13 protein-coding genes are annotated in these 11826 nt (G+C 57.0%); all 13 read left to right on the plus strand.

Going from position 1 to position 11826, the window contains the following annotated elements; genetic code table 11:
- Positions 1-245: 245 nt before the first annotated feature.
- The 13 genes from mnmG (at position 246) to JOE33_RS14165 (ending at position 11737) form a co-directional block, all read left to right on the plus strand.
- Positions 246-2138 (plus strand): tRNA uridine-5-carboxymethylaminomethyl(34) synthesis enzyme MnmG, encoded by a 1893-nt coding sequence (gene mnmG, locus JOE33_RS14105; protein WP_187625348.1) that lies wholly within the window; start codon positions 246-248, stop codon positions 2136-2138.
- Entirely contained in the window at positions 2135-2779 is a 645-nt protein-coding gene (gene rsmG / locus JOE33_RS14110) for a 16S rRNA (guanine(527)-N(7))-methyltransferase RsmG (protein WP_025990845.1), read from the plus strand. Before mnmG ends, rsmG begins: the two co-directional genes overlap by 4 nt.
- An 18-nt stretch (positions 2780-2797) precedes the next feature.
- Entirely contained in the window at positions 2798-3589 is a 792-nt protein-coding gene (locus tag JOE33_RS14115) for a ParA family protein (RefSeq protein ID WP_005894826.1), read from the plus strand.
- Between the two features lie 9 nt (positions 3590-3598).
- Complete coding sequence (locus tag JOE33_RS14120; RefSeq protein WP_003315951.1) at positions 3599-4471, plus strand: ParB/RepB/Spo0J family partition protein; 873 nt, start codon at positions 3599-3601, stop codon at positions 4469-4471.
- Positions 4472-4617: 146 nt separating this feature from the next.
- Complete coding sequence (locus JOE33_RS14125) at positions 4618-5025, plus strand: F0F1 ATP synthase subunit I (protein WP_002555989.1); 408 nt, start codon at positions 4618-4620, stop codon at positions 5023-5025.
- A 16-nt stretch (positions 5026-5041) separates the two neighbouring features.
- Entirely contained in the window at positions 5042-5911 is an 870-nt protein-coding gene (gene atpB, locus JOE33_RS14130; RefSeq protein ID WP_010428465.1) for a F0F1 ATP synthase subunit A, read from the plus strand.
- 138 nt (positions 5912-6049) lie between these two features.
- Positions 6050-6307 carry a F0F1 ATP synthase subunit C gene (gene atpE / locus JOE33_RS14135; RefSeq protein ID WP_002555987.1) on the plus strand — a complete coding sequence of 86 codons (258 nt, stop codon included), beginning with the start codon at positions 6050-6052 and terminating at the stop codon, positions 6305-6307.
- Between the two features lie 57 nt (positions 6308-6364).
- Complete coding sequence (locus JOE33_RS14140) at positions 6365-6835, plus strand: F0F1 ATP synthase subunit B (RefSeq protein WP_003401414.1); 471 nt, start codon at positions 6365-6367, stop codon at positions 6833-6835.
- Positions 6836-6847: 12 nt separating this feature from the next.
- Positions 6848-7384, plus strand: coding sequence for a F0F1 ATP synthase subunit delta (locus tag JOE33_RS14145; RefSeq protein ID WP_003315956.1), 537 nt, complete (start codon positions 6848-6850; stop codon positions 7382-7384).
- A gap of 21 nt (positions 7385-7405) precedes the next feature.
- Positions 7406-8950, plus strand: a complete 1545-nt coding sequence (gene atpA / locus JOE33_RS14150; RefSeq protein WP_002555984.1) for a F0F1 ATP synthase subunit alpha — start codon at positions 7406-7408, stop codon at positions 8948-8950.
- 50 nt (positions 8951-9000) lie between these two features.
- Positions 9001-9861, plus strand: a complete 861-nt coding sequence (atpG, locus tag JOE33_RS14155) for a F0F1 ATP synthase subunit gamma (RefSeq protein ID WP_003367855.1) — start codon at positions 9001-9003, stop codon at positions 9859-9861.
- A 27-nt stretch (positions 9862-9888) separates the two neighbouring features.
- A complete protein-coding gene (gene atpD, locus JOE33_RS14160; protein ID WP_002555982.1) occupies positions 9889-11268 on the plus strand; it encodes a F0F1 ATP synthase subunit beta in 1380 nt (459 codons plus the stop codon).
- A gap of 43 nt (positions 11269-11311) precedes the next feature.
- Entirely contained in the window at positions 11312-11737 is a 426-nt protein-coding gene (locus tag JOE33_RS14165) for a F0F1 ATP synthase subunit epsilon (RefSeq protein ID WP_003413751.1), read from the plus strand.
- The last annotated feature ends 89 nt before the right edge of the window (positions 11738-11826 follow it).

The raw sequence follows: 11826 nt of genomic DNA on the forward strand, positions 1-11826 counted from the left end.
CAGACTTTTGAATCTCTGTACACATTGAAAATAAAGGCTTGTAGAGATCTATCCACAGAAAGATGGCTCAGTAAGAATAAACATAAAAACAAGGCTTTATAAACGTTCTTTCCTTTTTATTTTCTTTATCCGCGAGTTTTCCACAGCTGGTTAAATTTTGTCCAACGGGTTTCATTCAGGTGGGGTAAGTCCCTATACTTGTCAGCTATCCCAATTTCTCATCGACAACAGGCACGAGGTGCGTGGTGGATTTCCCTTCCCGTTTTGAAGTGATCGTCATCGGTGGCGGTCATGCCGGTACCGAGGCCGCACTGGCGTCGGCACGTATGGGTGTCAAAACCCTGTTGCTGACCCACAACGTGGAAACACTCGGCCAGATGAGTTGCAACCCGGCCATCGGTGGTATCGGTAAGAGTCATCTGGTCAAGGAAATCGACGCCTTGGGCGGTGCCATGGCCATGGCTACTGACAAGGGCGGTATCCAGTTCCGCGTACTGAACAGCCGCAAGGGGCCTGCAGTAAGGGCCACCCGTGCGCAGGCGGATCGCGTGCTGTACAAGGCAGCCATCCGCGAAACCCTGGAAAACCAGCCGAACCTGTGGATATTTCAGCAAGCCTGCGATGACCTGATCGTCGAACAGGATCAAGTGCGCGGCGTCGTGACCCAGATGGGTATGCGCATATTTGCCGATTCCGTGGTGTTGACCACAGGTACGTTCCTTGGCGGACTTATCCACATCGGTATGCAAAATTACTCGGGCGGTCGGGCAGGTGATCCTCCCTCGATCGCACTGGCGCAAAGACTGCGTGAACTGCCGCTGCGCGTAGGCCGCCTGAAAACCGGGACCCCGCCACGCATTGACGGGCGTTCTGTGGATTTCTCGGTGATGACCGAGCAACCAGGTGACACACCGATCCCGGTCATGTCGTTCCTGGGCAACAAGGAACAGCATCCGCCGCAGGTCAGCTGCTGGATCACCCATACCAACGCGCGGACCCACGAAATCATTGCGTCCAACCTTGATCGCTCGCCGATGTATTCGGGCGTGATCGAAGGTATTGGTCCACGTTACTGCCCATCGATCGAAGACAAGATCCACCGGTTTGCCGACAAGGAAAGCCATCAGGTCTTCATCGAACCGGAAGGCTTGACCACGCACGAGCTGTACCCGAACGGTATTTCCACGTCGTTGCCATTCGACGTGCAATTGCAGATCGTCCGCTCGATTCGCGGCATGGAGAACGCACACATCGTTCGTCCCGGTTACGCCATCGAGTACGACTACTTCGACCCGCGTGATCTGAAATACAGTCTGGAAACCAAAGTCATCGGCGGTCTGTTCTTCGCCGGCCAGATCAACGGCACGACCGGTTACGAAGAGGCCGGCGCCCAAGGTTTGCTGGCCGGGACCAATGCCGCGCTGCGCGCACAGGGTCGCGACAGCTGGTGCCCGCGTCGCGATGAAGCGTACATCGGCGTTCTGGTCGACGATCTGATCACGCTCGGTACGCAAGAGCCTTACCGGATGTTCACTTCCAGGGCCGAATACCGTTTGATCCTGCGTGAAGACAACGCTGACCTGCGACTCACCGAAAAAGGCCGCGAACTGGGCCTGGTCGACGACGCCCGCTGGGCTGCGTTCTGCACCAAACGTGAAAGCATCGAGCTGGAAGAACAGCGTTTGAAAAGTACCTGGGTGCGTCCCGGTACCGAGCAGGGCGATGCGATTGCCGCACACTTCGGCACGCCACTGACTCACGAATACAATTTGCTCAACCTCCTGACCCGTCCGGAAATCGATTACGCCAGCCTGATTTCAGTCACCGGGCAGGGCTGCACCGATCCCCAGGTAGCCGAACAGGTCGAGATCAAGACAAAATACGCCGGTTACATTGATCGTCAGCAGGATGAAATTGCCCGTCTGCGCGCCAGTGAAGACACCCGCCTGCCGGAAGACATCGATTACGCCGCGATATCCGGCCTGTCGAAAGAAATCCAGAGCAAGCTGGGGATAACTCGTCCGGAAACACTCGGACAGGCATCGCGCATCCCAGGCGTCACGCCTGCGGCGATATCGCTGTTGATGATTCATTTGAAAAAACGCGGCGCGGGCCGTCAGTTGGAGCAAAGCGCTTGAGTTCTATGGTCACCCCGCAACACGCCCAAGAGTTATCCACCGGTGCCCGGGAATTGGGAATTGACCTCAGTCCGGCCCAGCACGAGCAATTGCTGGCGTACCTGGCGTTGTTGATCAAGTGGAACAAGGCCTACAACCTGACTGCAGTACGCAACCCGGACGAAATGGTATCGAGGCATCTGCTCGACAGCCTCAGTGTGGTGTCCTTCATCGAAGGTACGCGCTGGATCGACGTCGGCAGCGGCGGTGGGATGCCCGGCATTCCCATGGCCATCCTGTTTCCGCAGTGCCAAGTCGCGCTGCTGGACAGCAATGGCAAGAAGACCCGGTTTCAGACCCAGGTCAAACTGGAGCTGAAGCTGGATAATCTTGAAGTTATCCACAGCCGTGCAGAAAGTTATCAGCCCGAAGTGCCTTTCGACGGGATCATCTCCCGTGCATTCAGCAGTCTGGAAGACTTCACCGGCTGGACTCGTCACATGGGCGACGTCAATACACGCTGGCTGGCAATGAAAGGGCTGCATCCTGACGATGAGCTGGTAGCATTGCCCTCGGATTTTCACCTCGATAGCGCACACGCCTTGACCGTTCCGGGTTGCCAAGGCCAACGCCATCTGCTGATACTGCGCCGCACGGCATGACTGGGAACACAAGCAAGAATGGCTAAGGTATTCGCGATAGCGAACCAGAAAGGTGGGGTCGGCAAGACCACCACATGCATCAACCTCGCCGCATCACTGGTCGCGACCAAGCGCCGTGTGCTGTTGATCGATCTCGATCCCCAGGGCAATGCGACCATGGGCAGTGGTGTGGATAAACACAACCTGGAAAACTCCGTCTACGACCTGTTGATCGGTGAATGCGATCTGGGCGAGGCCATGCAGTTTTCCGAGCATGGTGGTTATCAACTGCTCCCGGCCAACCGTGATCTGACGGCGGGCGAAGTGGTTCTGCTGGAAATGCAGATGAAAGAGAGTCGTCTGCGCAATGCGCTGGCGCCTATCCGCGAGAATTACGATTACATTCTCATCGACTGCCCACCTTCGCTGTCGATGTTGACCCTGAACGCACTGGTCGCCGCAGACGGCGTAATTATCCCCATGCAGTGCGAGTACTTTGCACTCGAAGGTCTCAGTGACCTTGTGGATAACATCAAGCGCATCGGTGAACTGCTCAACCCGCAGCTGAAAATCGAAGGTCTGCTGCGCACCATGTATGATCCACGGCTGAGCCTGATCAACGACGTTTCCGCGCAGCTCAAGGAACACTTTGGCGAGCAGCTTTACGACACCGTGATCCCGAGAAACATCCGTCTGGCTGAGGCGCCGAGTTTCGGCATGCCCGTGCTGGCGTATGACAAGTCGTCTCGCGGTGCGCTGGCTTATCTGGCCCTGGCAAGTGAACTGGTTCGTCGTCAACGTCGCGGCGCAAAAACCGCTCAGCCAACCTAAGGAATTCCCATGGCCGTCAAGAAACGAGGTCTCGGACGTGGGTTGGACGCACTTCTGAGCAGTCCAACCGTCAGTTCGCTGGAAGAACAGGCCGTCAAGGCCCCGCCAAGCGAGTTGCAGCATGTGCCGCTGGACCTGATCCAGCGCGGCAAGTACCAGCCGCGCCGTGACATGGACCCGCAGGCACTCGAAGAGCTTGCGCAGTCGATCAAGTCTCAGGGCGTGATGCAGCCGATCGTGGTGCGCCCTATCGGTGACAACCGCTTCGAGATCATTGCCGGCGAGCGTCGCTGGCGTGCCAGCCAGCAGGCAGGTGTCGAGACGATTCCTGCGATGGTCCGCGATGTACCGGACGAAACTGCGATTGCGATGGCGCTGATCGAGAATATCCAGCGTGAAGACCTCAACCCGATCGAAGAAGCCATGGCGCTGCAGCGCTTGCAGCAGGAGTTTCAACTGACCCAGCAGCAGGTGGCCGATGCCGTCGGCAAGTCGCGAGTCAGTGTGGCCAACCTGTTACGGCTGATTGCCTTGCCGGAGGCCATCAAGACGATGCTGTCTCATGGCGACCTGGAAATGGGTCATGCGCGTGCCTTGCTCGGGCTGGGTGAAGATCGGCAGGTCGAAGGTGCGCGACATGTTGTCGCACGCGGGCTTACCGTGCGCCAGACCGAAGCACTGGTCAGGCAGTGGCTGAGCGGCAAGGCAGAGGCTGCCGAGCCGGTCAAGACCGACCCGGACATCAGCCGCCTCGAACAGCGCCTGGCCGAGCGTTTGGGCTCTGCGGTGCAGATTCGTCACGGTCAGAAGGGCAAAGGGCAATTGGTGATCCGTTACAACTCGCTGGACGAGCTTCAGGGAGTGCTCGCTCACATCCGCTGAAACAATTGCTCTGTAGCGTATAGTCGGAAATCACTACCCGACTGTTGAATAGGGGCTTAACCGCCCCTATACTCTGCGCGCATTTTGTCGGCACAAATTATGCCAAGTTATTGATTATGGCGACCGACATCAAAGGAGCAGTTGCGATGGAATCCCGCATGCCAGACCGCTTGCCGTTCTATCGCCTGGCGGTTTTCCCGCTTTTGCTGGCTCAATTGATCGTGCTGCTCATGGCCGCATTGGTGCTGTGGCAGTGGCAAGGAGTCGTTGCAGGATATTCGGGACTCTGCGGAGGTCTGATAGCCTGGCTACCCAATTTATACTTTGCTCACAAGGCATTCCGGTTTTCCGGGGCCAGAGCAGCGCAAGCCATCGTGCGGTCGTTCTACGCCGGCGAGGCAGGCAAACTGATTTTCACGGCAGTGCTTTTTGCATTGACGTTCGCAGGTGTGAAGCCTTTGGCGCCGCTGGCTGTATTCGGCGTATTCATGTTGATCCAGGTGGTCAACTGGTTCGCTCCCCTGCTTACGAGAACAAGACTTTCGAGACCTTAGGGCGTTTGAGGCAACCATGGCAGAGCAAACAGCTTCGGGCTATATCCAGCACCACTTGCAGAACCTTACATTCGGGCACCTGCCCAATGGCGAATGGGGCTTTGCCCACACCGCAGCGGAAGCCAAGGAAATGGGTTTCTGGGCCTTCCACGTCGATACCCTCGGCTGGTCGGTTGCGTTGGGTCTGATTTTCGTTCTGATCTTCCGCATGGCGGCCAAGAAGGCAACTTCCGGTCAGCCTGGCGCACTGCAGAACTTCGTCGAAGTTCTGGTCGAGTTCGTCGACGGCAGCGTGAAAGACAGCTTCCACGGCCGCAGCGCGGTTATCGCGCCACTGGCGCTGACCATTTTCGTCTGGGTCTTCCTGATGAACGCGGTCGACCTGGTACCGGTGGACTGGATTCCACAGCTGGCGATGCTGATCTCGGGCGACGAGCACATTCCATTCCGTGCTGTTCCGACCACTGACCCGAACGCTACGCTGGGCATGGCCCTGTCGGTGTTCGCGCTGATCATTTTCTACAGCATCAAGGTCAAGGGCATCGGCGGTTTCATCGGCGAGCTGACCCTTCACCCGTTCGGCAGCAAGAACCTGTTCGTTCAGGCGCTGTTGATCCCGGTCAACTTCCTGCTGGAATTCGTAACGCTGATCGCCAAGCCGATTTCCCTGGCTCTGCGTCTGTTCGGCAACATGTATGCTGGCGAGCTGGTCTTCATCCTGATCGCCGTGATGTTCGGCAGCGGTCTGTTGTGGCTCAGCGGTCTGGGTGTAGTGCTGCAGTGGGCGTGGGCTGTGTTCCACATCCTGATCATCACCCTGCAAGCGTTCATCTTCATGATGCTGACCATTGTCTACCTGTCGATGGCTCACGAAGATAACCATTGAGATTCGTCTCAGGACGCGTCTGATGACCGTCTCGCCACTGGCGAGGCGGTGCCCGCAAGGGCTGATGTAGAAACGATTTTGTTTTACCGCTTCAATTAAAAAAACCTAACCAATACGACGTAAAAGTCGGGAGGAAAGATGGAAACTGTAGTTGGTCTAACCGCTATCGCTGTTGCACTGTTGATCGGCCTGGGCGCACTGGGTACTGCAATCGGTTTCGGCCTGTTGGGCGGCAAGTTCCTGGAAGGCGCAGCGCGTCAGCCGGAAATGGTTCCAATGCTGCAAGTTAAAATGTTCATCGTTGCGGGCCTGCTCGACGCCGTGACCATGATCGGTGTTGGTATCGCTCTGTTCTTCACCTTTGCGAACCCCTTCGTTGGTCAACTCGCTGGCTGATCACTCGAATTTTCGAGTTGATTGGTGTGATGGACAACGAACGAGCGAGGTGTTGGCGTGAACATTAATGCAACCCTGATTGGCCAGTCCGTTGCGTTCTTCATTTTTGTGCTGTTCTGCATGAAGTTCGTGTGGCCTCCGGTCATCGCGGCTTTGCACGAACGTCAGAAGAAGATCGCGGATGGACTGGACGCTGCTTCCCGAGCAGCTCGCGACCTGGAGCTGGCCCAAGAAAAAGCGGGTCAACAACTGCGCGAAGCTAAAGCTCAAGCAGCCGAGATCATTGAGCAAGCCAAGAAACGCGGTACTCAGATTGTCGACGAAGCCCGTGAAACGGCACGCGTTGAAGCTGACCGTGTGAAGGCTCAGGCTCAGGCCGAGATCGAGCAGGAACTGAACGGTGTCAAAGACGCCTTGCGCGCCCAGTTGGGTAGCCTGGCAGTCAATGGCGCAGAGAAGATCCTGGGTGCCACAATCGATCAAAACGCGCACGCGGAGCTGGTTAACAAACTGGCTGCTGAAATTTAAGCGAGGGCGATCATGGCAGAACTGACCACGTTGGCCCGACCTTACGCGAAGGCGGCCTTCGAGCACGCGCAGGCCCACCAGCAGCTGGCCAATTGGTCAGCCATGCTCGGCCTGGCTGCTGCGGTGTCGCAAGACGACACCATGCAGCGCATGCTCAAGGCCCCGCGACTGACGAGCGCACAAAAGGCCACCACTTTTATTGAAGTGTGTGGCGAAAAGTTCGATGCCAAGGCACAGAATTTCATTCATGTCGTTGCTGAAAACGACCGCCTCCCGCTTTTGCCGGAGATCGCCGAACTGTTCGACCTGTACAAGGCCGAGCAGGAAAAATCGGTCGATGTGGATGTCACCAGTGCTTTTGCATTGAACCAAGAACAGCAAGACAAACTCGCCAAGGTTCTCAGTGCACGGCTCGGCCGGGAAGTGCGCCTGCATGCTGCGGAGGATGCCTCTCTTATAGGGGGTGTCGTCATCCGCGCCGGCGACCTGGTTATCGATGGCTCAGTTCGTGGCAAGATCGCGAAACTAGCCGAAGCATTGAAATCTTGAGTTTGAAGGGGCAGCAGAGCAATGCAGCAACTCAATCCTTCCGAAATAAGTGAAATCATCAAGGGTCGCATCGACAAGCTCGATGTAACCTCCCAAGCCCGTAACGAAGGCACAGTCGTCAGCGTGTCTGACGGTATCGTGCGGATTCATGGTCTTGCCGACGTAATGTACGGCGAAATGATCGAGTTTCCGGGCGGCGTCTACGGTATGGCGCTGAACCTTGAGCAAGACTCTGTGGGTGCCGTTGTACTGGGCGCCTACACGACTCTGGCTGAAGGCATGAGCGCCAAGTGCACTGGCCGCATCCTCGAGGTTCCGGTTGGTAAGGAACTGCTGGGTCGCGTTGTCGATGCACTGGGTAACCCAGTTGACGGCAAAGGTCCGCTGAACAACACCGAGACCGATGCGGTCGAGAAAGTTGCTCCAGGCGTGATCTGGCGTAAGTCGGTAGACCAGCCTGTACAGACTGGCTACAAGGCTGTCGATGCCATGATTCCTGTCGGCCGTGGCCAGCGTGAGCTGATCATCGGTGACCGTCAGATCGGTAAAACCGCTCTGGCCATCGACGCAATCATCAACCAGAAGAACAGCGGCATCTTCTGCGTCTACGTAGCGATCGGTCAGAAGCAATCGACCATCGCCAACGTTGTTCGCAAGCTCGAAGAGAACGGCGCACTGGCTAACACCATCGTCGTAGCTGCAAGTGCTTCCGAATCCGCTGCGCTGCAGTTTCTTGCTCCGTACTCGGGTTGCACCATGGGCGAGTTCTTCCGCGACCGCGGTGAAGACGCGCTGATCGTTTATGACGATCTGTCCAAGCAAGCAGTGGCTTACCGCCAGATTTCCCTGCTGCTGCGCCGTCCACCAGGCCGTGAAGCTTACCCAGGCGACGTGTTCTATCTCCACTCCCGTCTGCTGGAGCGCGCATCGCGTGTTTCCGAAGAGTACGTAGAGAAGTTCACCAACGGCGCAGTGACCGGCAAAACCGGTTCCCTGACCGCACTGCCGATCATCGAAACCCAGGCTGGCGACGTTTCCGCGTTCGTTCCGACCAACGTGATTTCCATCACCGACGGTCAGATCTTCCTGGAATCGGCCATGTTCAACTCCGGCATCCGTCCGGCTGTGAACGCCGGTGTTTCGGTATCCCGTGTGGGTGGTGCCGCTCAGACCAAGATCATCAAGAAGCTTTCCGGTGGTATCCGTACCGCTCTGGCTCAGTACCGTGAACTGGCGGCATTCGCCCAGTTCGCATCTGACCTGGACGAGGCGACCCGCAAGCAACTTGAGCATGGTCAGCGCGTTACCGAGCTGATGAAGCAGAAGCAATACGCACCAATGTCGATCGCTGACATGGCGCTGTCGCTGTATGCCGCTGAGCGTGGGTTCCTGACTGACGTCGAAATCGCCAAGATCGGCAGCTTTGAACAAGCGCTGATTGCTTACTTCAACCGCGATCACGCCGATTTGATGGCGAAGATCAACGTGAAGGGTGACTTCAATGACGAAATCGATTCTGGCATGAAAGCTGGCATCGAGAAGTTCAAGGCCACCCAAACCTGGTAAGCCGCAGCGGGGGCCGCAAGGCTCCCGCTTGCTAACCTGATAGGTGTTACATGGCAGGCGCAAAAGAGATTCGCAGCAAGATTGCGAGCATCAAAAGCACGCAAAAGATCACCAGCGCCATGGAAAAAGTGGCGGTCAGCAAAATGCGCAAGGCTCAAATGCGCATGGCTGCTAGCCGTCCTTACGCGGAGCGCATTCGTCAGGTGATTGGTCACCTGGCAAACGCCAACCCGGAGTACCGCCACCCGTTCATGATCGAGCGCCCTGTTAAGCGCGTCGGTTATGTCGTAGTGAGCAGTGACCGTGGTCTGTGTGGTGGCTTGAATACCAACCTGTTCAAGACTCTGGTCAAGGACATGGCGGTGAACCGTGAAAACGGTGTAGAGATCGATCTGTGCGTGGTCGGCAGCAAAGGTGCGGCATTTTTCCGCAACTTCGGCGGTAACGTCGTCGCTGCGATCAGCCACCTGGGCGAAGAGCCGTCGATCAACGACTTGATCGGCAGCGTCAAGGTGATGCTGGATGCCTACCTGGATGGCCGTATTGATCGCCTGTCCGTGGTATCCAACAAGTTCATCAACACCATGACCCAGCAACCAACAGTGGAGCAATTGATTCCGCTGGTGGCAACCCCGGATCAAGGGCTCAAGCACCACTGGGACTATCTCTACGAACCCGATGCCAAAGAGCTGCTAGACGGCCTGATGGTTCGCTACGTGGAATCGCAGGTGTACCAGGCGGTGGTCGAGAACAACGCAGCTGAACAAGCAGCGCGGATGATCGCGATGAAGAACGCCACAGACAACGCCGGTGATTTGATCAGCGATTTGCAGCTGATCTACAACAAGGCGCGTCAGGCAGCGATCACCCAAGAGATCTCGGAAATCGTCGGCGGCGCTGCCGCGGTTTAACGGTTCAAATATTAGAGGAACCAGCTAATGAGTAGCGGACGTATCGTTCAAATCATCGGCGCCGTGATCGACGTGGAATTCCCACGCGATAGCGTACCGAGTATCTACAACGCGCTGGAAGTTCAAAGCGCGGCAGGAACCACCCTGGAAGTTCAGCAGCAGCTGGGCGACGGCGTGGTTCGTACCATTGCGATGGGCTCCACCGAGGGCTTGAAGCGTGGTCTGGAAGTAACAGACTCTGGCGCAGCCATCTCCGTACCGGTCGGTAAAGCGACTCTGGGCCGGATCATGGACGTGCTGGGCAACCCGATCGACGAAGCTGGCCCGATCGCCACCGAAGAGCGCTGGGGCATTCACCGTCCTGCACCGTCCTTCGCTGAGCAGGCAGGCGGCAACGACCTTCTGGAAACCGGCATCAAGGTTATCGACCTGGTTTGCCCGTTCGCCAAGGGCGGTAAAGTCGGTCTGTTCGGTGGTGCCGGTGTCGGCAAGACCGTAAACATGATGGAACTGATCCGTAACATCGCCATCGAGCACAGCGGTTATTCCGTGTTCGCCGGTGTGGGTGAGCGTACTCGTGAGGGTAACGACTTCTACCACGAGATGAAGGACTCCAACGTTCTGGACAAAGTGGCACTGGTCTACGGTCAGATGAACGAGCCGCCGGGTAACCGTCTGCGCGTAGCACTGACCGGCCTGACCATGGCCGAGAAGTTCCGTGACGAAGGTAACGACGTTCTGCTGTTCGTCGACAACATCTATCGTTACACCCTGGCCGGTACCGAAGTATCCGCACTGCTGGGCCGTATGCCTTCCGCAGTAGGTTACCAGCCGACCCTGGCAGAAGAGATGGGCACTCTGCAAGAGCGCATCACCTCCACCAAGAATGGTTCGATCACCTCGATCCAGGCCGTATACGTACCAGCGGACGACTTGACTGACCCGTCGCCAGCGACCACGTTTGCCCACTTGGACGCCACCGTCGTACTGTCCCGTGACATCGCCTCCCTGGGTATCTACCCGGCGGTAGATCCACTGGACTCGACTTCGCGCCAGCTGGACCCGAACGTCATTGGCCAGGAACACTACGACACCGCTCGCGGCGTTCAGTACGTGTTGCAGCGCTACAAAGAGCTGAAAGACATCATCGCGATCCTGGGGATGGACGAGCTGTCGGAAACCGACAAGCAGTTGGTTAACCGTGCTCGTAAGATCCAGCGCTTCCTGTCCCAGCCTTTCTTCGTGGCAGAAGTCTTCACCGGTGCTTCGGGTAAATACGTTTCCCTGAAAGACACCATTGCTGGCTTCAAAGGCATCCTCAACGGTGACTACGACCACCTGCCAGAACAAGCGTTCTACATGGTCGGCGGCATCGAAGAAGCGATCGAGAAAGCCAAGAAACTGTAATCCCGGCGCCCGGCAACGGGCGCTATTAGGTTGAGGCAAGCAAATGGCTATGACAGTCCATTGCGACATCGTCAGCGCGGAAGGGGAAATCTTCTCCGGTCTGGTCGAGATGGTGATTGCGCACGGCAACCTGGGTGATATCGGTATCGCTCCAGGCCACGCGCCGCTGATCACTGATCTGAAGCCGGGCCCGATCCGCTTGATCAAGCAGGGTGGGGAAGCCGAGGTGTTCTACATCTCCGGTGGTTTCCTTGAAGTTCAGCCGAACATGGTCAAGGTGCTTGCCGATACTGTGCAACGTGCTGCCGACCTGGATGAAGCTTCTGCTCAGGCAGCCGTACTGGCTGCAGAGAAGGCCCTGAACGAGAAGGGCGCAGATTTCGATTATGGATCTGCAACTGCTCGTCTGGCCGAGGCTGCAGCTCAGCTGCGCACCGTTCAGCAAATTCGCAAGAAGTTCGGCGGCTAACCCTGCTGCACTCGATGCGCGATTGAGAAAAAGGGTAGCCTCGGCTACCCTTTTTCTTTTTTCAGATTTCCTCTTTCAAGTCAGCCCGC

It is taken from the genome of Pseudomonas sp. PvP027 (assembly GCF_017833005.1).
Lineage (GTDB): Bacteria > Pseudomonadota > Gammaproteobacteria > Pseudomonadales > Pseudomonadaceae > Aquipseudomonas > Aquipseudomonas congelans.

Excerpts from the sequence above, each read along its gene's own strand:
- JOE33_RS14115 (WP_005894826.1), top strand. The coding sequence starts at position 2,798 with ATGGCTAAGGTATTCGCGATAGCGAACCAGAAAGGTGGGGTCGGCAAG.
- JOE33_RS14120 (WP_003315951.1), top strand. The coding sequence starts at position 3,599 with ATGGCCGTCAAGAAACGAGGTCTCGGACGTGGGTTGGACGCACTTCTG.
- JOE33_RS14125 (WP_002555989.1), top strand. The coding sequence starts at position 4,618 with ATGGAATCCCGCATGCCAGACCGCTTGCCGTTCTATCGCCTGGCGGTT.
- atpB (WP_010428465.1), top strand. The coding sequence starts at position 5,042 with ATGGCAGAGCAAACAGCTTCGGGCTATATCCAGCACCACTTGCAGAAC.
- atpE (WP_002555987.1), top strand. The coding sequence starts at position 6,050 with ATGGAAACTGTAGTTGGTCTAACCGCTATCGCTGTTGCACTGTTGATC.
- JOE33_RS14145 (WP_003315956.1), top strand. The coding sequence starts at position 6,848 with ATGGCAGAACTGACCACGTTGGCCCGACCTTACGCGAAGGCGGCCTTC.
- atpA (WP_002555984.1), top strand. The coding sequence starts at position 7,406 with ATGCAGCAACTCAATCCTTCCGAAATAAGTGAAATCATCAAGGGTCGC.
- atpG (WP_003367855.1), top strand. The coding sequence starts at position 9,001 with ATGGCAGGCGCAAAAGAGATTCGCAGCAAGATTGCGAGCATCAAAAGC.
- atpD (WP_002555982.1), top strand. The coding sequence starts at position 9,889 with ATGAGTAGCGGACGTATCGTTCAAATCATCGGCGCCGTGATCGACGTG.
- JOE33_RS14165 (WP_003413751.1), top strand. The coding sequence starts at position 11,312 with ATGGCTATGACAGTCCATTGCGACATCGTCAGCGCGGAAGGGGAAATC.